18 protein-coding genes and 6 tRNA genes are annotated in these 20,917 nt (G+C 44.5%); 4 read left to right on the top strand and 20 right to left on the bottom strand.

The features are described 5' to 3' along the window. Nucleotides 1-12 precede the first annotated feature (12 nt). On the top strand, nt 13-951 hold the full coding sequence (locus ACH19P_RS08130) for a LysR family transcriptional regulator (RefSeq protein WP_347390779.1): 939 nt from the start codon (nt 13-15) through the stop codon (nt 949-951). A 50-nt stretch (nt 952-1,001) separates the two neighbouring features. Here the strand turns inward: ACH19P_RS08130 and ACH19P_RS08125 are convergent, their stop codons facing one another. The 19 genes from ACH19P_RS08125 to aspS form a co-directional block, all read right to left on the bottom strand. Next, entirely contained in the window at nt 1,002-3,860 is a 2,859-nt protein-coding gene (locus ACH19P_RS08125; RefSeq protein ID WP_462158098.1) for a M16 family metallopeptidase, read from the bottom strand. A gap of 200 nt (nt 3,861-4,060) precedes the next feature. Continuing rightward, nucleotides 4,061-4,963: a GGDEF domain-containing response regulator gene (locus ACH19P_RS08120; protein ID WP_462159330.1), complete on the bottom strand. Its 903-nt coding sequence runs from the start codon at nt 4,961-4,963 to the stop codon at nt 4,061-4,063. A gap of 396 nt (nt 4,964-5,359) precedes the next feature. Continuing rightward, nucleotides 5,360-5,450 (bottom strand) — tRNA-Ser (locus ACH19P_RS08115). Nucleotides 5,451-5,556: 106 nt separating this feature from the next. Then, nucleotides 5,557-6,600, bottom strand: coding sequence for a quinolinate synthase NadA (gene nadA, locus ACH19P_RS08110; protein WP_462158097.1), 1,044 nt, complete (start codon nt 6,598-6,600; stop codon nt 5,557-5,559). A 156-nt stretch (nt 6,601-6,756) separates the two neighbouring features. After that, nucleotides 6,757-6,832 (bottom strand) — tRNA-Lys (locus ACH19P_RS08105). A gap of 34 nt (nt 6,833-6,866) precedes the next feature. Beyond that, a tRNA-Lys gene (locus ACH19P_RS08100) sits at nt 6,867-6,942 on the bottom strand. Nucleotides 6,943-6,963: 21 nt separating this feature from the next. Then, nucleotides 6,964-7,039: transfer RNA gene (locus ACH19P_RS08095), tRNA-Lys, on the bottom strand. Nucleotides 7,040-7,061: 22 nt separating this feature from the next. Then, a tRNA-Lys gene (locus ACH19P_RS08090) sits at nt 7,062-7,137 on the bottom strand. A gap of 27 nt (nt 7,138-7,164) precedes the next feature. After that, a tRNA-Lys gene (locus ACH19P_RS08085) sits at nt 7,165-7,240 on the bottom strand. Nucleotides 7,241-7,426: 186 nt separating this feature from the next. After that, nucleotides 7,427-8,206, bottom strand: coding sequence for a tol-pal system protein YbgF (ybgF, locus tag ACH19P_RS08080; protein ID WP_462159329.1), 780 nt, complete (start codon nt 8,204-8,206; stop codon nt 7,427-7,429). Nucleotides 8,207-8,223: 17 nt separating this feature from the next. Then, complete coding sequence (gene pal, locus ACH19P_RS08075; protein ID WP_462158096.1) at nt 8,224-8,754, bottom strand: peptidoglycan-associated lipoprotein Pal; 531 nt, start codon at nt 8,752-8,754, stop codon at nt 8,224-8,226. A 122-nt stretch (nt 8,755-8,876) separates the two neighbouring features. After that, nucleotides 8,877-10,232 carry a Tol-Pal system beta propeller repeat protein TolB gene (tolB, locus tag ACH19P_RS08070; protein ID WP_462158095.1) on the bottom strand — a complete coding sequence of 452 codons (1,356 nt, stop codon included), beginning with the start codon at nt 10,230-10,232 and terminating at the stop codon, nt 8,877-8,879. A gap of 9 nt (nt 10,233-10,241) precedes the next feature. Further along, nucleotides 10,242-11,174: a cell envelope integrity protein TolA gene (gene tolA, locus ACH19P_RS08065; protein WP_462158094.1), complete on the bottom strand. Its 933-nt coding sequence runs from the start codon at nt 11,172-11,174 to the stop codon at nt 10,242-10,244. 1 nt (nt 11,175) lies between these two features. Next, nucleotides 11,176-11,601 (bottom strand): protein TolR, encoded by a 426-nt coding sequence (gene tolR / locus ACH19P_RS08060; RefSeq protein WP_462158093.1) that lies wholly within the window; start codon nt 11,599-11,601, stop codon nt 11,176-11,178. Continuing rightward, nucleotides 11,588-12,289, bottom strand: coding sequence for a protein TolQ (gene tolQ / locus ACH19P_RS08055; protein WP_462158092.1), 702 nt, complete (start codon nt 12,287-12,289; stop codon nt 11,588-11,590). Before tolQ ends, tolR begins: the two co-directional genes overlap by 14 nt. 774 nt (nt 12,290-13,063) lie before the next feature. After that, a complete protein-coding gene (ruvB, locus tag ACH19P_RS08050; RefSeq protein ID WP_462158091.1) occupies nt 13,064-14,071 on the bottom strand; it encodes a Holliday junction branch migration DNA helicase RuvB in 1,008 nt (335 codons plus the stop codon). A 38-nt stretch (nt 14,072-14,109) separates the two neighbouring features. Then, on the bottom strand, nt 14,110-14,727 hold the full coding sequence (ruvA, locus tag ACH19P_RS08045; protein WP_462158090.1) for a Holliday junction branch migration protein RuvA: 618 nt from the start codon (nt 14,725-14,727) through the stop codon (nt 14,110-14,112). A 13-nt stretch (nt 14,728-14,740) separates the two neighbouring features. Beyond that, nucleotides 14,741-15,262 (bottom strand): crossover junction endodeoxyribonuclease RuvC, encoded by a 522-nt coding sequence (gene ruvC / locus ACH19P_RS08040; RefSeq protein ID WP_462158089.1) that lies wholly within the window; start codon nt 15,260-15,262, stop codon nt 14,741-14,743. A gap of 180 nt (nt 15,263-15,442) precedes the next feature. Continuing rightward, the gene (gene aspS / locus ACH19P_RS08035) at nt 15,443-17,221 is read right to left on the bottom strand and encodes an aspartate--tRNA ligase (protein WP_462158088.1); all 1,779 of its coding nucleotides are present in this window, start codon (nt 17,219-17,221) and stop codon (nt 15,443-15,445) included. A 193-nt stretch (nt 17,222-17,414) separates the two neighbouring features. Here aspS and ACH19P_RS08030 point away from each other — a divergent pair, with 193 nt between their 5' ends. Further along, a complete protein-coding gene (locus ACH19P_RS08030) occupies nt 17,415-18,272 on the top strand; it encodes a DUF72 domain-containing protein (RefSeq protein WP_462159328.1) in 858 nt (285 codons plus the stop codon). Here ACH19P_RS08030 and ACH19P_RS08025 read toward each other — a convergent pair. Further along, nucleotides 18,269-18,949, bottom strand: a complete 681-nt coding sequence (locus ACH19P_RS08025) for a DUF3334 family protein (protein ID WP_462158087.1) — start codon at nt 18,947-18,949, stop codon at nt 18,269-18,271. The genes ACH19P_RS08030 and ACH19P_RS08025 overlap by 4 nt on opposite strands. A gap of 233 nt (nt 18,950-19,182) precedes the next feature. On the opposite strand from ACH19P_RS08025, the gene cmoA reads away from it, so the two are divergent. Together cmoA and cmoB are read left to right on the top strand one after the other, a co-directional pair. Beyond that, nucleotides 19,183-19,908 (top strand): carboxy-S-adenosyl-L-methionine synthase CmoA, encoded by a 726-nt coding sequence (gene cmoA, locus ACH19P_RS08020; protein WP_462158086.1) that lies wholly within the window; start codon nt 19,183-19,185, stop codon nt 19,906-19,908. An 11-nt stretch (nt 19,909-19,919) separates the two neighbouring features. Beyond that, on the top strand, nt 19,920-20,888 hold the full coding sequence (gene cmoB / locus ACH19P_RS08015) for a tRNA 5-methoxyuridine(34)/uridine 5-oxyacetic acid(34) synthase CmoB (RefSeq protein ID WP_462158085.1): 969 nt from the start codon (nt 19,920-19,922) through the stop codon (nt 20,886-20,888). Nucleotides 20,889-20,917: the final 29 nt, after the last annotated feature.

The raw sequence follows: 20,917 nt of genomic DNA, 5'->3' as shown, positions 1-20,917 counted from the left end.
TGGCAGCAAGTAATGAACATAAACAAAATTGATTTAAACCTACTCGTTTATCTCGATACCTTGTTACGCGAATGCAACGTAACCAAAGCTGCAAACCAGCTCAGTATTACTCAGCCAGCGATGAGTAACGGGCTGAAAAGGCTGAGAAACCTTCTCAACGATCCTCTTTTAGTACGTACCAGTGAAGGCATGGTGCCAACTGAACGCGCATTAGAATTGCAACCGGTAATTCGCGGTGTACTAATGACGCTAGAAGAAACACTGGCACCGAATAGAGACTTCGAGCCTGCAAGTAGTAAACGCGTATTTCGAATTATGGCAAGCGATTATGCGGCCAGCACCCTCGCGCCACGCCTTCTGAGCAAGCTCCATGCCGAAGCCCCCGACACTACGCTGGATATTCTCACCCCCAGTGATGTTAACTTCCATGACGTGGAAAATGGCAAAGTGGATATGGCTATAAACCGCTTTGAAAAGTTGCCACAATCTTTTCACCATAAGCGAATATGGAAGGATAGCTTCTCTTGTTTAGTGAAGTCAGACAATCCTATTCAGAACAACTTTAATTTGGAGCAATACCTTCAAGCGCGGCATATATGGGTCAGTAAAACCGGCTTTGGTGTGGGTGTGGGCATGGATCCCAAGGACGTACAAAAATTAGGCTGGGTAGACGAAGCATTAGCGCATTTCGGTAAACATCGGAACATTGCAACGTTTACACGTAACTATCACGTCGCAATTCACTTAGCAAAAGAGCAAAACCTCGTTGCCACACTGCCATCAAAGGCTGCGAAAATATATCAAGACGATCCTGGACTAACCATACTTGAACCACCATTCCCTATCCCGCCTTTCGAGCTCGACATGATTTGGTCGCCACTTTTACACCGAGATGTAAGCCATATCTGGTTGCGACAAAAAGTGGTAGAAGTAGCTGAAGAACTCGCCTAGCAAGGGTTAAAAATGAGCGACGCGAATTTTTATCACGCCGCTCATACGATTTAATTTAACTTAACAACCTCACCTAGACCCAGCTTAGACAGGCCCGCTAGTTGCGTTTGCGCATCCCCTACCACTATATACACTAGCTTATCTGGGTGAATATTTTCCCGCGCAAGTGTTTGTACATCAGCTACGGTTAATGACTGCACTTGCTTTGCTCTTTGCTGTACGTAATCTGTCGGTAAATCCAGCATGTTCATATTTTTTAAAACACCAATTTTTGCTGACAGGGTTTCAAAACGGCGCGCATTACTCTTTATAAAATACTCTTGAGTTGTGGCTAAATCTGCGGTTGTGAAGGTTGTACTGTATTGCTCCACAATTTGTTTAATCAACGCGAGTGCCTCATAGGTCACATTCGTTCTGACACTTGTATTTATGGTAAACAATGACGAATTTTGGGTTGCATCGAAGCCAGAGTCTATGCCGTATGTGTAGCCTTTTCCTTCACGGAGTTCTTGAGTTAAGCGAGAAGCAAAACTGCCACCACCTAAAATGTAATTCATCACCAACGCACGATAAAAGTCGTTGTCGCTCGCCAACAATGCAGGGTGACCAATATACAAAGTAGATTGCTTCGCCCCAGGCATGTCATAGAAGTACACGCTGGCTTTTTGTGGCATGTCAGGAATCGCAACGGTTGGCGCAGATACTGCCGATTTAGTCCAAGACTGTTCTAATTGCGATAATGACTTTACTACGCGTTCATGATCAACTGCACCCGCCACATTAATGCTTGCAAGCTGTGGAGCAAATTTTTCACGGTGAAATGCTTTTAGGTCATCAAGTGTGATTTGTTGCACACTGCCATCAGTGCCAATCAGTGAATATCGCAATGGGTGATCCGCTGAATAGATTACTTCCTTCATTTTTAATTCAGCGATTGCTTGTGGATCACTGAGTCGCTGTTGAATCTGACTCAATGCTGCGCTTTTTGCGAGGGCAAACTCATTCTCATCCCATCTTGGTTGCAGCAACATCTGTGTCACTAACGCGATCGTTGCATCAAAATTCCGAGCAAGCGTGCTACCGTTAATCGTTACAGACTCTTCTGACGCAAACACATCGATTTTGGAGCCCAGTTGTTTAATCGCTTTTTCCAATTCAGCTGGTGTCATCAACGCAGTGCCGCGGTTTAGCATATCAGCGAGCAAGTTCGCAGTACCCGATTTTTCATGCGCATCGAACAACATGCCACCTTCAATACGCAGCTTGAATTCCACTAGCGGCACTTCATCTGAGTAGATAGAAGACACCTGAATACCATTACTTAAAACAGACTGTTTTACATCGGGCACAGGCACAACAGGCATTTTGCCATAAGGCGGCTCAACAGAACGGTCAAAACTTGAAGGCGTTTTCTCGTACGCCTTTTTCTGAGCTGTATCAAACTTCGCTTCTTGGCCCATCACCACTTTTTCTTCAGTGATATTTGCTTTCATTGCACCCTCAACCGCAAGCGACAATTGTCCTTGGGGCACAAAGCTCGCCGAGATGTAATCTTTGCCTTTAATGTATTGGTTGTAGACCCGCCAGATATCTTCTTTGCTTACTTGGCGAATAAACTCTATTTCTTTATTAATCATCTCGGGATCATCAGCAAGCAGGTTGTAATCGGCAAGCTGTACGCCTTTACCCACTACGCTTGAAAGTTTTTGATAAAATTCCGTTTCAAGCCCCGCTTTGATTCGCTCAATATCTGCATCAGTGAATCGCTCATGTTCGAAACGCTTAAAGCCTTGATTAATCGCCTTGTGGACCGTATCGAGGTCAACGCCTTCAAACGCGGTTATCATGAGAAATAACTCTGATGCCAATTCAGAACGATAGTCAAACAACTGTATACCTGATGTGAGCTTTTGTTTTTCAACAAGTTCGTTGTACAAAGGCGCGTCTTTAGAGTCGACTAAAAGCTTGATAAGCACGTCAATCACGTAAGTATCGGGATGAAATTCTTCTGGTGTTGGCCAAACTTGGGTCAACTGAGGCAGCGTCGCAAACTTGTCCTCATGATAAAACTTTTTGGTTTTTTCTAGTGTAATTTTACGCTTCAACTGCTTAGGCACTTCGGGGCCTTTTGGAATGTCTTTGAAGTATTTCTCTACCCACTGCCGTGCTTGTTTTGGCTCAAAATCGCCCGAGATCACCAGTGTAGTGTTATTCGGCACATACCATTGCGTATAAAAATCTTTTACATCTTGAAGGGTCGCTGCTTGCAAATCTTCCAGAGAGCCTATCGGCAACCAACTATAGGGGTGAGATGCTGGATATAGATTCGTGCTGATCACATCAAAAATATGGCCATAAGGTCTATTGTCGACACGTTGGCGCTTCTCATTTTTGACCACTTCTTTTTCTTTCGCTAATACAGGGTCTGTCACTGTATTAATGAAATAACCGAGTTTGTCTGCTTCTGCCCAAATCATTTTTTCTAAGGCATCGTTAGGAACCGTTTGCATATAATTGGTGACATCGCGACTCGTGGAGCCATTGGCGCCTGAGCCTCCAATACGTGCACTCATTTTGTCCAGGCCACCTTTGCCAAGATTTTCTGATTCTAAAAAGAGTAAGTGTTCAAACAAATGCGCAAAGCCTGTACGGCCTCGCTTTTCTCGCGAAGAACCAACATGAGCAGCCAGTGTAACTGCTACAACAGGGTCAGAATTGTCGATGTGGAATATAACTTCCAAGCCATTCTCTAGGGTGAATTTCTGAAAATCGAGACGGACTGATTGCGATTGTGCACTGAGCTTGGTAATGACTTCTGAGGAATCTGGTGTAATTTGATTTGCGTAACCTGTGGCACTGAAGCCACCCAAACCCATTGCTATCGCACACGCGAGGCGCTTAAATTTCATTCGCTATTATCCTTAATAGTGTGTTTTTATTGTATTTATGGACAACAATGTACGAATCTGTATCAACAGTGTCTAGCGATTTAGCATGGTTACAGGTAATTAAAGTGCAATAAATTGTGTACGCCCATGTTATGGCGATAAAAACCCCTAGGCACACACCTATTCAGATGCATTTCGAATAATATTATGAAAGCGGCTGTCTACACTGAATTTATATGCCTATCACAGCTACTTACAATCTGCGCACGACCTCTGCGTTTAGCTTCGTACAGGTTAGAGTCGGCGTATTGCAAAATGGTTTTGTCCTGCAGGTTTTCTAACTTTTGAGCGCAAAAAATACCGATACTAATTGTCACTCGACCAAACTCACTCTTTTCATGCCTAATATTAACGGCCTCTATGGCTTCAATCATCCTCGTTGCGACCGTAACAGCTTCCTCTTCTGTTGTGCCATTGAGTACACAAGTGAATTCCTCTCCGCCATAACGCGCTATGTAATCGTTTGGCCTAAGTAAACAACCCTTGAGGGTCTGGGCAACTTCTTTCAGGCATGTATCGCCATGTAAGTGACCGTAAAAGTCGTTAAACAACTTAAACCAATCAATATCCACCATCAGCAATGAAATCGGGGTACGACTTCTCTTCGCAGAGCGCACATCGCGTGATAGTGAATCTAAGAGGAATCGCTTATTGTAGATTCCACAAAGTTCATCGACATAGGTAAGTTGACGTAATTGGTCGGCCTGTTGCTTATACCTAAGTTGCGAGCGAACACGATGCTGCAGCGTCATGGCATTTACCGGCTTGTACACAAAGTCTGCCCCACCCGCTTGCCAGCACTCAGATTCTGCATGTGTGGTTTGGCTAGCGGTGATGAAAATTATGGGCACATCTTTAGTTGATGACATGCATTTCAATTTCCTACAGATTTGCAGACCACTCACTGCCCCCAAATTCACGTCCATAATGATAATGTCAGGCAGTTTTTTCTCACAGGCTTCCACGCAGGATTCACCGTCGGGAAAACCAACTACATCACCTAAAGGTTTGAGTAATTCTTTGAGTATTTCAAGTGATATTTCTTCGTCATCAACGACGTATATCAGGGGGGCACTTTTTGCTCATCAAGGAGCGGTGCCTCTATCTTTTCAACAGCTGTAAATGCCACTTTGAGTCTCATAAAGTGTGTATGACAAACTTAGTATAGACATAAAATTCATACTGACAGGAGATTGTTGCTAAATTAAAAATAATGAGACGTAAGTACTTTTACATCGACGTGCATTACCTCATTGCATGAACGTTTGGCGTAAACAAAATTCAGAAATTCTGCACTGAGCGTGGATCGTAACCAGTAATGAGCAAGCACTGGGGTGATGAGAAAATGGGAGCGATTTTAATCTTATTACGCGTTCATTTATCAAAAAATGACGAGAGTGAGCACTTCTGCTCCTCAGAAACGACAAAGCCCCGTAAAATTACGAGGCTCTGAAATAGAATGGCGGAGAGAGAGGGATTTGAACCCTCGATACGCTATTAACGTATACACGAGTTCCAGTCGTGCGCCTTCAGCCACTCAGCCATCTCTCCACACTAAAACTGGGCTGCAAGTGCAGCGCCGCTTATACTAAGCAAACGCTGAATGCCTTGCAAGGTGTTTTTACCAAAATCAAATCAATTGGTTAGATAAACACCATTAACGCGACATGCTTGCAGTGAAGTCCAACATACGGTTAAGCGAACGTAAGGCGCCTTCGCGCAATTCCATATCAACGAACACTTCTTTACCCGTTGGGTCCAGTAATGCTTCTTCAATCGCTTTAAGGCCGTTCATCGCCATCCACGGGCAATGTGCGCAACTTTTACACGTTGCCCCTTCACCTGCAGTCGGTGCTTCAAAAAATTCCTTCTCAGGACAAAGCTGCTGCATTTTGTAGAAGATACCGCGGTCAGTAGCAACGATGAACTTTTTGTTGTCCATTTCTTGCGCCGCTTTAATAAGCTGGCTGGTTGAACCGACTGCATCCGCTAAATCCACAATCTCAGCTGGAGACTCAGGGTGTACAAGAACCGCAGCGTCTGGGTGCAACGCCTTCATATCTTTAAGCGCTTTAGTTTTAAATTCATCGTGAACGATACATGCACCATTCCAAATGATCATGTCAGCGCCAGTCTTTTTCTGAATGTAACTACCTAAGTGCTTATCCGGTCCCCAAATAATGGTTTCGCCTTCACTATCAAGGTGCTCGACAATCTCAAGCGCACATGACGATGTCACTATCCAATCAGCACGAGCTTTCACGGCCGTAGACGTGTTTGCATAGACCACAACTTTGCGCTCTGGGTGTTGATCACAAAAAGCACTAAAGTCATCAATTGGGCAACCTACATCGAGTGAACATGTCGCATCGAGTGTCGGCATCACAACAGTTTTGTTTGGAGTAAGAATTTTGGCAGTTTCGCCCATGAAGCGAACACCCGCAACGATGATCATCTCGGCATCATCTTGGCGAGCACCAAATCGTGCCATTTCTAATGAATCTGCTACACAGCCACCTGTTTCTTCAGCTAACGCCTGAATTTCAGGGTCGGTATAATAATGCGCTACCAATACTGCTTTTTTCTCAACTAGCAATGTCTTGATACGTTCTTTGTACGCTACCTTTTCATCATCTGAAAGTGGAGCTGGCTTTGGAGGAAAAATATAATCCTCAGGCATGATCTGTTCGCTAATACCCATACTGGTCAAACTAATTCTACATTACAAATAATGATGCAATTATACGAAACTATCACGAGAAAAAGAAGCAAACCGCTGATGTTCACTGCGATTGAGAGTAACTAACTAATTAGAAAAAAGAATAACCTGACAAGGTTGAGAGAAATAGAAAGCAAATGGTGGGTCATGATGGACTTGAACCATCGACCAATGGATTAAAAGTCCACTGCTCTACCAACTGAGCTAATGACCCATTTGCTATTAATAGCGAGGCATTACTTTATGAGTGGTGGGTCATGATGGACTTGAACCATCGACCAATGGATTAAAAGTCCACTGCTCTACCAACTGAGCTAATGACCCAACATAAAGTTGAAATCTAAGTGGTGGGTCATGATGGACTTGAACCATCGACCAATGGATTAAAAGTCCACTGCTCTACCAACTGAGCTAATGACCCACTTATAGATCGAATTCGCGAATGGTGGGTCATGATGGACTTGAACCATCGACCAATGGATTAAAAGTCCACTGCTCTACCAACTGAGCTAATGACCCAACGCGGTGCGAATTATAATATGAAGATGGTGGGTCATGATGGACTTGAACCATCGACCAATGGATTAAAAGTCCACTGCTCTACCAACTGAGCTAATGACCCATCTAATCATATTAGCAGCTAAGTTATTACCGTGTGGTTATCCCCTGCTGCGGGCGCTTATAATACTTATTTAAAATCCAAGTGCAACACAAATACACGGTTTTTTTTAGTTTTTCCGTTTAGTTGCCTAATTTTAGACCGCTTTAGCTACAAAGCAGTCTAAAACATAACAACTCGTGCCATTTTCTACAACTTGCTAACACGCTCAATGGCAAGTTTTGCAGCTGTCGAATCAGGGTATTGCGTAATTATTTCATTAAACAATTGCTTAGCTTTTGCTAATTGACCTTCTTGCTGCTCCAATGTGCCCAACTTCAGTAACGCATCTGGACGTTTGCTTGAATCAGCGTATTGATTCACAACCGTTTCGAAATGTGATTTTGCGCCAGCCGTGTCACCTTGAATTGTCAGTAGCTGCCCTAGCCAGTAATGTGCATTCGGCACATAGACTGAATTTGGGTAAGTTTGCACAAAGGCTTGAAACTCTGGAATAGCTGCTTCATAACGCTTGTCCTGCATTATTAGCTTAACCGCTCTGTCATATGCTTCGTTCTCAGACAAATTGGTGCTTACCATCGCCTCAGAGGCTGTCGCAGGCGTGTCAGGCATTGATGTGCCCATTGCAGGCGTCTGGCTGTCATAGCTAGGTTGCTGCGTGTATGCCGCACTCACACGGTTCTCAATTTCTTGATACAGCTCTCGTTGACGCTGTAGCACTTTTTCGAGCTTGTAACTGTGCTCTTCAGTGATACCACGTAGTTGGCTGACTTCGTCTTGTAATAAATCAAGCTGCTGTTGTAAGTTAGCCTGAAGCAAATTGCGAGACTGCATCATTTGCTCAAGGCGGCTTAAACGCTGCTCAATACTGGATTCGCTGGCAGTTGCCTCAGAAACAGGAGCGGGAGCAGCCCAAACATGGGTGCTCCCGCTCATGAGTAAGGCTGCCAAAATAATTTTCGGCTTCATCATTACTCTTTACTTTATTAGTATACCAATACCGCACGGCGGTTCTTAGCAAACGCTTCTTCGTTGCGTGCTTTGATCATTGGCTTTTCTTCGCCATAGCTCACAACTGACATTTGGTTAGCGTTTACACCTAGACTCATTAGGTACTTCTCTACTGCTTGACCACGGCTTTCACCTAGCGCGATGTTGTACTCTGGCGTACCGCGCTCATCTGCGTGACCTTCGATTAGTACTTTAACTGAAGGGTTTTGCGCAAGGAATTGTGCGTGTGCTTGAAGAAGCTCAGCGTACTGGCTTTGAATAGTAGCGCGGTCGAAATCGAAGTATACGATTTGGTTTTGACGCAGCTCTTCATACTTCTCACGAAGTTTCTCTTCAGCCGTTTTTTCACGTACAACTGTTTCAACTTCAACTGTATCAGTTTGGGTTTCAACTTGGTTTGTTTGATTAGCTTGACCGTCTTCAAGATCTGAAGATGAGCTACATGCTGCTAGCGTCATTACTGGCACAGCTACAAGCAGGCTTTTTAATAGTTTATTAAGTTGCATTGAGTAGATTCCTATTATAATTAAGTGAAACCATCACCTGATTTTCAATTTTTCTTACTATAGTAAGCGAGTTACATAAACATCAAGTTTATGCGACCAAAGCTGACTATAACCTTAGCGAATTATAAAAATGGTGACCATGACGGCGATTTAACTTGCCCATTTAGCACAGGCAAGCGCGCTTTGAAGCGACCGTCCATTGACACCAAAGCCAACACATTTTTATTGTTGTGCATTGTGCTGTAGATAATCATCGAGCCATTTGGTGCGATACTTGGTGACTCATCTAGACGAGTACGAGTTAACACACTGAAATTGCCCGTTTCAAGATCCTTCTTACCGATATGATAGCGACCAAGAGTTCGATTAACCATTACCAAATTCTTACCGTCTGGAGTCACTGACCCGTTTAGGTTCATATCGCCATCAAACGTCATGCGCTTCACTTGGCCAGAGTCTAAATTTAACTTATAAATCTGAGCATTACCACCTCTTTCCGAGGTAAAGAAAATCTCTTTTCCGTTAGGGTGCCATGTAGGCTCCGTGTCGATGCTGCGATGACGAGTCAAACGACGTTCTTGTTTAGTAATTAAGTCGTACAAATAAAGCTCGGTTGCACCCGTACGGTCTTTTGACAACACAATTGCGAGCTTTGAGCCATCAGGTGAAAATTGCGGTGCACCATTGATGCCAGGGTGGCTTGTGATCAATTGACGTTGACCTGTATAGATGTCCTGAACAAAAATTTGGCTCTGGCGATTTTCAAACGTTACGTACGCTATCTTGTTACCATCTGGAGACCAAGCTGGTGACATGAGCGGCTCTTTTGAGCGCAATAGCACTTGCTCATTGAAACCATCGTAGTCAGCAACGACAAGCTGATACGGCTTTGGTTCGTCATCACGAACGATTATATAAGCAATCTTAGTTAAGAAAGCACCACGTTCACCTGTGAGCGCCTCATAAACAACATCACTAATACGGTGCCCATAACGGCGGAAGCTACCTGCTGGGATCACCGTTTCACGCGCATCCAAAATATGATCTTGGCTTTTGGTCAATTGGCCATTGTTCAACACTCGCGTTTCCCCGCCAGTGATTTGACCTCGTAACACATCAATTAATTCGAAACTTACAAGATAACGCCCCGCAGATTGTTGCTCAACTGAACCAACAACAATCGCTTCTACACCACGATCAACCCACGCACTGTAGTCAATATCCGCATCACTTGAAGGGCGCTGTGGCATATCAATTTCAGCGAGAGGTTTGAATTTACCACTGCGACGTAAATCAGCAGCAATAACTTCACTGATACGCGATGGCATTTCGCCAGTGCCTTTGTATGTAAATGGAACAATTGCGACAGGGCGTGCACTATCGACCCCTTCAGTAATGACAATTTCCAATGCTGCTTGCGCCCACATACTCATCATTGCGAGCGTAGATAGCACAAACATTCGACAAGCTTTTAGCATATTCATCCCCTAAAACTCCGGCCTAACTGTTAAGTTAATATTTTTTAATTCTTCATATACATCGCGCTCTTTTGACACAGGTAATGTATCAACTCGGCGAACTGCACGCAGCGCCGCTTCACACATCTGCTTGTCACCACCGAGCGAATTGACACTGGTTACGAGGCCATTAAAGGCAAGCTTGATGTTTAAGCGACACTCTTTGCCGCGATAGCTCTCATCAATCAACAAGTTTTGTTGAATGCGACTAGCAATAAGCGCCTTATATTTATCCACTTCGGTCATCACTTGCTGGCGCCGTGCTTTTGAACGCGCTGCTTGTTCTGCAGCAAGTTGTTCTTGCATCATTTGCTCAGCGATGGCTTTTTGCCTCGCTTCTTCTGCTTTGCGTGCAGCTTCTGCCTCTTTGCGCTTGCGTTCTTCCTCAGCCTTCTTGGCTGCCTCTTCTTCCTTGCGACGCTTTTCTGCCGCAGCTTTAGCTGCTTTTTCAGCTTTTTCCTTCTCGAGCTGCGCTTTCTTAGCTTTTTCGCGTTCTTTGCGCTCTTGTTCACGCGCTTTTTTGGCTTCCGCTTCAGCTTTCTTGCGCTCTTGCTCTTTTGCTTTACGCTGCTGCTCTAACTTTTTGATTCGCTCAGCTTCAGCGGCACTGTCTCGTTTGGCTTGTGCTGCCCTACTTTCAAGCTCACGAATACGCTCTTGTTCGGCACGCTTTTTGGCTTCTTCTTGCTTGCGCATGTCTTCAATGCGCTTATTCACTTCCTTTTGATCTACCGCTACAGCACTGACGATTTCTTCTGGTGTCTCTTCTGGGCTTGGCGCATTCAGTGTCACTTTAAGAACTTCAGGTGCGTTTGTACGCAAGAAGCTTGCACCTACCAAAGCAGCCACAAGCGCAACGTGTAATATAAGAGAGATTATCAGGGGCGTTTTATACTGCTGCATATTAATCCTCAAACGACTCCGTCATAAGTCCAACTTCAGGTACACCTGCACGTTTCAAGAAATCCATCAAAAGCAAAACCTGTTGGTAGCTTACTTGGCCTGAACCTTTAATCATGACGGGCGTTTCTGGATTTTGATCCAATTTGAGTTTAATAACCGCGGCAACATCAACGGCATCCATAGGCGCTTCAGGGTCCGTACCTACACTCACGTAGTAGCGACCTTCAGCGTCTATCGAAGCGATAATTGGCGGTGCATCTTTGGTTTCAACTAAATCCGATTTTTCCATTTTAGGAAGGTCAACTTTAACGCCGTGAGTAATAAGTGGTGCCGTCGCCATAAAGATGATTAGCAACACCAACATCACGTCAATGTAAGGAACGACGTTGATCTCGGCGACCGGACGGCGTTTCTTACGCTGATACATTAGATTTAACCTCTTGTGTTAGCGATTGGCGATGAAGGATATTGGCGAATTCTTCCATAAAGTTTGCGTAGGAGGATTCTATTTTTTCTAATTTAGTGGCGAAACGGTTATACGCGATTACCGCAGGAATAGCAGCAAACAGGCCCATAGCTGTCGCGATGAGTGCTTCTGCGATACCTGGTGCAACCATTTGTAAGGTGGCCTGCTTTACCGCACCTAACGCAATAAAGGCCGTCATGATCCCCCATACAGTTCCGAATAAACCAATATAAGGGCTGATTGACCCGATAGTCGCAAGCAGTGGAATACCATTTTCTAACTTTTCGATTTCACGTGATAAGGCAACACGCATTGCTCGATGTGGACCGTCGATGGCAATCGCACTTGAATTAGTTGACGACTTTTTAGAACGAGCGAACTCTTTAAAACCAGAGGTGAAAATCAATTCCACACCTTCACTTTGAGCACCACGTGCTGAAATTTCGTTATAAAGCTTTGACAAGTCCACGCCGGACCAAAAACGAGATTCAAATTTCTTGGCATTAGACAGCGCGTTACTGAGTGTTTTACGACGCTGTATGATAATCGCCCATGAAATTACGGATAAGGCGACTAGTGTAAGCATGACTAATTGAACTAGCACACTCGCTTTTAAAATAAGATCAATAAAATTTAATCCTGAATCCACGTCTTTTCTCCTGGAGCGCAGTTACTTCTATAAACTGTATCCGTAGTCGACACAGTGTACGACACACAATAAACCTTAGTGTACCCAGTCATTATTAAGCTGACAATGGCCTTGCCATGAATTGCCCGTATGCTTGGTTGAATGGCATACAAGTTTCCCTATTACGACAATTAATGCTGCTTATTAAGGCAGCAAAGAGTACAAAAAAGTTCAAAAAACATCTGTTTTATGCAAAATAGACGCATAAGCTGTCATTTTAACAATGAGCAGGAAGTTAAAAAATAGTAATTCTAATAGAACAAAAAAAGCACAACCAGACAAAAACCCTTAAATATCAGACCATAGACAACTCACCATCATACTTAATGATTAAATAATCCACTTTAAAAAAATATTCGCTATTAGTTTTTTTTATCCGAAAAAAATAATTTTTCTAGTTTGAACAAATTCTCATTGAGCTTTAATATTCTCCCTGTACTGAGCTAGCGCAACCAAATATGGCTCTTATGCACAGTTCATGAGGTGGTTTCTGATTCCCCACCTCACCCATCAGCTAATTAGTCCTACTACTGTTTAGCTGATGTAGTTTCGGATTTACTTCCTTCAACTTGTTGTTTAGCCCGCTTACTAGCGGGCTTTTTTTTGCCTCAACGGCACTGATGCTAATCGTAGAAGTCTTAATACGTTGTGAATCACCCTACAAGTTCTGACTAATTAATATAAAAAAGCCGAACTCAAAGGCTCGGCATAATATTTCTAAACAGAAATCAGGTGTTATGACTGTGATTTTTGCAATCCAAAATGGGCATACGCATGGTCTGAAACAATACGCCCTCTTGGCGTGCGTTGAATAAAGCCTTGTTGGATAAGATACGGCTCGATGACATCTTCGATCGTTTCCTTTTCTTCGCCAATGGCCGCAGCTAAGTTTTCTAGCCCCACTGGACCACCCATAAACTTTTCAATAATAGCGAGTAAGTACTTACGGTCCATGTAATCGAACCCACTTTTATCCACATCAACCATGTCCAATGCTTGGGCTGCGATGTCTGCACATACAGAGCCATCTCCTTTAACCTCAGCAAAGTCACGCACACGGCGCAGTAATCGGTTAGCAATTCGCGGTGTACCACGTGAACGTTTGGCTACTTCGTACGCGCCTTGTTCATCAATTTCCAAGCCAAGATGAAATGCAGAACGCTTTACAATAGCCGCAAGGTCGTCAACGTTATAAAACTCGAGTCGCTGTACAATTCCAAAACGGTCACGCAATGGTGACGTTAATGAACCTGCTCGAGTGGTAGCACCAATCAGAGTGAAAGGAGGTAAGTCTAATTTAATTGACCTCGCTGCGGGACCTTCACCTATCATGATATCGAGTTGATAGTCTTCCATTGCTGGATACAAAATTTCCTCAACATGCGGGCTCATTCTGTGAATTTCATCAATGAACAACACATCATGTGCTTCTAGGTTAGTAAGCAATGCCGCCAAGTCCCCTGCTTTTTCGAGCACGGGGCCTGACGTGGTTTTTATGCTCACTTCCAGTTCATTGGCGACAATGTTTGCTAAGGTCGTTTTGCCCAAACCAGGGGGACCAAAAATCAACAAATGATCAAGTGCTTCGCTGCGCGAGCGAGCCGCTTCTATAAAGATATCCATTTGTTGTTTAACATGAGGTTGCCCATGGTAATCTGCCAATAATTTGGGACGTATTGCTCTGTCGACAACGTCTTCATTACCTTGCTGCTGAGGCTCTATTAGTCTATCCGCTTCAATCATGTATTTGTCTCGTTAGAGTATCTCGTTAGAGTATCTCGTTACAGCATCGCTCTAAGCGCTTGCTTAATCATTTCCTCAGAAGTCATGGCGTCTTTTGCCACTGCTTTAACCGCTTTAACTGCTTGGTTATTCTTATAACCCAGAGCTTCGAGCGCCGCAACCGCATCATCCTGAGCGCTGCCATGGACTAATGTATCACCAGCCGCGGAGAACGCTGCCGCATCCGTATGTGGAGTGAATAAGTCAGGGCCCCAATCCTTGAGCCTATCTTTCATTTCTAACACCAATCGCTCTGCCGTCTTTTTACCTACGCCAGGAAGCTTAACCAGCGTACTTGCATCACCTTGGTGTACACAGTGGATAAATTGTTCGGCAGACATCCCGGATAAAATACCGAGTCCTAGCTTGGGCCCGACCCCATTTGCTTTGAGTAACTCACGAAATAGCGCTCGCTCATTTTTGGTGTTAAAACCAAATAGCAGTTGCGCGTCTTCACGCACCACAAAATGGGTAAAGAGGGTGACCTGCTGCCCGCATTCGGGCAATGCGTAAAAACAGCTCATAGGTAAATTTATCTCGTAGCCAACACCGCCTACGTCCACCAATACTTCTGGTGGCTGTTTCTCTACTAGTTCTCCGCGAATTCGTCCGATCATTGCTACCTCTGAGTTACCTTAGACGACCACGCACTGTTTTACGCGCCTGGCCTGATAATTTAATAAGATTTTGCTGTGAGTGACCATGGCACATTGCAATTGCTAACGCGTCAGCTGCGTCTGCCTGAGGGGTTGCTGGTAATTTCAAAATATGTTTAACCATGTGCTGTACTTGTGTCTTTTCAGCTGAGCCTTTACCAACAACCGCTTGCTTCACTTGCCTCGCCGAGTATTCATGAACAGGGATATCTGCCATCGTTGCCGCAACGATGGCTGCGCCTCTTGCCTGCCCTAGCTTGAGTGCTGAGTCGGGGTTGTGTGCCATAAACACTTGCTCAATGGCAAATGAATCTGGGTTGAACTGACTGATAAGTTGCGTAACGCCCTGAAAAATCATTTTCAAGCGTTCGGGGAAAGGATTATCGCCTAGTTTAATGCACCCACTGCCTAAATAGGCAAATTTATGGCCTTGTTGTTGTATCACGCCATAGCCTGTGAATCGCGAGCCGGGATCAATGCCCAAAATTATACTCACTCACATACCTTATTATTGTTTTAGCTGTGAATAATGGTAACTGTATGGATGACCAGTGTAAAGGCAATCAAAGTAAAAACGCCACTTTGCACTTGGCATTAGCTGTTTTGTTGTCAAAACAAACAAAAAAGCGGCCGAAGCCGCTTTTTCTATTTGATGAATGTGCTTGGCTTATTCACCTTACTCTTGCTCTGCACTCGCCTTGGGTGCAATTGCGATACCTAGCTCTTTAAGCGCATCTGGGTTTGCTGGGCTTGGCGCCTCAGTCATCAAACATGATGCCTGCGTTGTTTTCGGGAATGCAATAACATCGCGAATATTGTCAGTACCGCACAGCAACATCACTAAACGGTCAAGACCGAACGCTAAACCTGCGTGCGGTGGCGTGCCGTACTTCAATGCGTCCAGTAAGAAACCAAACTTATCTTGTTGCTCTTGTGCATCAATGCCCAGCACGCGGAACGCAGTCTCTTGCATTTCGCTGTTGTGTATACGCACAGAACCACCGCCTACTTCGTAGCCGTTTAGTACCATATCATATGCATCTGAGAGTGTGCCCGCAGGGTTTGCTTCAAGCTCTTGTGGACTCACACCTTTTGGTGCTGTAAATGGGTGGTGAACCGCGTGAAGGTTACCTTCTTCGTCCTCTTCAAACATTGGGAAGTCGACAACCCAAAGTGGTGCCCATTTAGTAAGGTCAGTTAGTTCTAAGTCCAATCCAATCTTCAAACGCAATGCACCCATGGCTTCATTTACTACGTTACGAGAGTCTGCACCGAACAGGATGATGTCGCCTGATTGTGCATTCGTGCGCTCAAGTAAGGCCGTGATCACTTCTTCATTTAAGAATTTGGCAATGGGTGATTGTACGCCCTCAACACCTGCAGCGCGGTCGTTAACCTTCATCCACGCTAAGCCTTTTGCACCGTAGATGCCGATAAACTTCGTGTAGTCATCGATTTGTTTACGCGATAATTCAGCACCACCTGGCACTGTAAGCACAGCTACACGGCCTTTTTCGTCGTTCGCTGGACCAGAGAACACTTTAAATTCAACGTCTTTAACAAGATCTGCAACGTCGATAAGTTCCATCGGGTTACGAAGGTCTGGTTTGTCTGAACCGAAACGACGCATCGCTTCTTCGTAGGCCATTACTGGGAATTGACCTAAGTCGACATCAAGAAGCTCTAACCACATTTCACGGATAAGTTTCTCTGTCACAGCACGTACTTGATCAGAGCTCATGAATGACGTTTCAATATCGATTTGAGTGAATTCAGGCTGACGATCAGCACGTAAATCTTCATCGCGGAAGCACTTGACGATTTGGTAGTAACGATCGAAACCAGACATCATAAGTAGCTGCTTAAATAGCTGCGGTGATTGCGGTAATGCGTAGAAGCTACCATGGTGTACACGGCTAGGTACTAGATAGTCACGTGCGCCTTCTGGCGTTGCTTTAGTGAGAACTGGCGTTTCGATGTCTAAGAAATCATTGCTGTCTAAGAAACGACGCACAAAGCTTGACGCTTTAGCACGCAGTTTAATGCGGTCGCTCATCTCTAAGCGACGCAAGTCTAGGTAACGGTACTTTAAACGGCGCTCTTCAGAGTTTTGCTGGTTGAAATCAAGCGGAAGTGCTTCTGAGCGGTTGATGATTTCAAGACCTACACCCAAAATTTCCACTTCACCTGTTGCCATATCTTTATTTACTTGGCTTTGAGGACGTGCACGAACAATACCTTTGATCTGAACACAGAATTCTTGACGAAGTTTGTTCGCCTTTTCCATTAACCCTTCAACTTCTGGGTCAAAAACAACCTGCACTAGGCCTTCGCGGTCACGCACGTCAACGAAGATCAAACCACCAAGATCGCGGCGTTTGTTGATCCAACCACAAAGAGTAACTTCTTGGTCGACATGACTTTTGTTCAAGTGTCCGCAATAAATAGAACGCATAATATTCCTGTTTTAATTGTAAAAGCGTGGGCTTGTCGCACGCCAAGGCCAAATTAATTGCGTCAATTATATAAAAACGGCGGTCAATGTCACGAAGCAAACTCCTTGTTGCTTAATTATTAGCCATAGGGGCTACAAATAATGTGCTAGCATAGCCAAGTAGTTAAAACATACGACGAGTGTTTTGGTAAATATGTTGTATCTTGGATGCCCACAATGGTCTAACAGTGCTTGGAAGGGGCAATTATTTGCTCCTGCAACTCAAGCAGCCGATATGCTGGAGCAATACGCGAGTGTATTTAACTCAGTGGAAGGCAATACAACTTTTTATGCTGACCCAAGTCCACAGGCCGTGTCTCGTTGGGTCAATGCAACACCCGAGTACTTCCGATTCACATTTAAGTTCCCAAAACGGTTTAGCCACGAGTTAGCTCTGCAAGCAGATTCACAATCTCTGCAACAGTGGTTGCAATTAATGTCACCGCTGTATGAAAAAACCGGCTCATTAATGTTGCAGTTACCTGCGAGTTTCGCACCCGAACACATGAGTCGATTGCACACATTTATGGCTCAACTGCCAAGCGGACTGAATTACAGTATTGAAGTGCGTCATCCGCGATTTTTCGACAAAAGCGATACAGAAAAACAGTTTAATCAATATTGCCACCAATTCGGTATAGATAGAATTTGCATGGACACTCGTGCATTATTTTCAGTACGCCCCTACAACGAAGCAATCATAGACGCGCAAAAGAAAAAGCCACATTTACCCGTGCATGCCATCGCCTTGGGCCAGCGTCCTATTGTGCGTTTTGTGATTGCGAGCATGGATGACGAATATCGCTCCTTTTACGCCCCATGGCTCAAAAAAATTGCGCAGTGGTTAGACGAAGGGAAGCAACCGTTTGTGTTTTTACATACTGCTGATAACGATGGTTCACCCTTACTTGCACGTCAATTTATGAAAGATTTGAAGGCCGTGAATAGCCTTCACCATCAGGTCTTAGAGCCGTTTCCCGGGGAGCGTAATCAACAGACGAGCTTTTTTTAAAGACCCAGGTTTTCCATAAAGTCATCATCAATATCTGACTCGTTAGTGTCTTTATTCGGCGAGCCTTGCTTCTTCGCTTTTGCGTTGGCAATAATATCGTCTGGGTCAAGCGCCTCAGTGATATCAAACTCATGTAGTTTTATAAATTCTGTTTTATCCATCGCCAGTTCAAGATAAAAAATGTTCTGGTTTTGCGTCGTAAACGTAACACGTCGCGCCTGTGGCCTGTCCATAGTTGTATCAACTGAAATCTGAACCTGCTTATTAATCGCCATCATTTTTGGTTGATTCTGAGTGATGGAAGTGTGCAGTTGCTCACGTACCTTGTTGGTGAAGTCTCCAACTATCTGATTCATTAGCTCACCAAGGACGTTCGCAACATCGTCTGACATATGGCTTTTCGCTAATTCTTCCGGAGGCATCCCCATGTTATTCATATAATCACCGTAAATTTCCATCGCCGCTTGCGCTGTAAAATTAGTGACAACCAACCCCGTGAATCCACCATCAAATAATACAAAGCAGCCGATGTCAGGCCTCATACACGTGCGGGTAATCTTCTGCACCATGGCAGAGTAACTAATCGTATTGCCACTGGCTGAAGACAATACTTCAGTCACTGAATGACACAAGGTTGAAAGAATATCCTCAGTACTGATCACTTTATTTCTACTCATGGCTGCTCTCGCTGGTGAATGGGCGCCTGCTAATTCTCAACTGTTTAAACAAGGACATAAATGCCCCTGACACAGCTAACATTAGGTATTGTTTTTTATAGATAAATATAACAATAGCAGGTTTGCACCAATGTAAGATGTTATTCGCTCACTACAAATCATTTGTAAAGCTCCACACATTGAGCACAAAAATGATAAAATAACGACATCGTTTCTAGCTAGAGCTTAGCAAAGTGTCAGCCAAAGACAGTATTTACGCATCAGAACAAAACGTAAAAGACTTTACCTTTGACGCCAAAGTAGTCGAAGTATTCCCCGATATGATTGAACGCTCGGTGCCAGGTTATGCCACCATCGTCAGTACGCTTGGCAAGTTGGCGGGTAAATATGCCCAAGATAATAGCAACCTCTATGATTTGGGTTGCTCGCTGGGTGCAGTCACCTTAAGTATGCGCCGCAACTTGAATCAGTCAGGCTGTGAAATTATCGCAATTGATAATTCGCAGGCGATGGTTGAGCGCTGTCGTCTTCATCTTGAGGGATTTCGCTCCACCGTCCCTGTGAAAGTTGAGCTTGGCGATATCCTTGATGCCAAGTTGGAAAATGCCTCAGTGATTGCCATGAATTTCACCCTGCAGTTTATAGAACCTGAACAACGCGAAGCCGTGTTGAGCCGTATTTATAATGCGCTTAAACCTGGTGGTGTATTATTGCTCAGTGAGAAACTACGTGGTGAAAACCAAGAAGTGGATGAGTTGCTCATTGACTTACACCACGATTTTAAGCGTGCTAATGGGTACTCTGAGTTAGAAATAAGCCAAAAGCGCACCGCAATAGAAAATGTCATGCGCACAGATACATTAACGACCCACTTAGAACGCTTAAAAGGCATTGGTTTTAGCCAAACTCAAGTGTGGTATCAATGCTTTAACTTCTGCTCCATGGTTGCAATTAAATAAACGGAATAAAGATGAATCAGTGGTTTAACGAATTCTATCGCCATATTGCCTGTACCGAACTCAGTCATTGGCTCAATACTCTGCCTGCACAACTGCAACATTGGCAAGATGAAGCGCGCCATGGCGACATGCCTCAATGGCAAAAAGTGTTGAACAACCTCCCTGAGCTCAACGCATCGAAAGTTGATATTAAGAAAGCCGTGCAAGTAGGTACAGAGGATGATATCAGCGAGGGTCAGCGCAAACAGCTAATCCACCTATTAAAGCGCTTTATGCCATGGCGCAAAGGTCCATTTTCACTGTTCGGCATCGACATTAATACCGAATGGCGCAGTGATTGGAAATGGGATCGAGTCCTGCCACACATCAGCCCATTACAAGGACGCAAAGTATTAGACATAGGTTGCGGCTCAGGTTATCACTTGTGGCGCATGCGCGGTGAAGGGGCTGAATTGGTTGTTGGTATCGACCCAAGTGACCTGTTCCTGTGCCAGTTTCAAACTATCAAACATTACAATCCAGACCCAGCAGTGCACCTGCTACCATTGGGTGTAGAACAACTGCCGGATTTAAAAGCATTTGATACCGTGTTTTCTATGGGCGTGTTGTACCACCGCCGCTCACCGATTGATTTTTTGGCGCAATTACGCGCCCAGCTTCGCAAAGGTGGCGAACTTGTACTTGAAACATTGGTCATTGAAGGTGACGTAAACACCGTGTTAGTGCCAGAAGACCGATACGCGAAAATGCGCAATGTTTGGTATATCCCTAGCACCGAAGCGCTGATGTTGTGGATGCGTCGTGTAGGTTTCAAAGACATTCGCGTAGTCGACACCGATCAAACATCATTAGATGAGCAACGCCGCACAGATTGGATGGAAAACGAGTCCTTAGCAGACTTCTTAGATCCCAATGATCCAAACAAGACCATTGAGGGTTATCCGGCACCATTGCGAGCAGTCATTGTGGCAACTGCGTAAACAAGGACAAAGGTCCTCCTTTTCCTAGC

It is taken from the genome of Pseudoalteromonas sp. GB56 (assembly GCF_054923835.1).
Note: the sequence above shows the minus strand (reverse complement) of the source record. Positions and strands in the feature narration are given on the sequence as shown.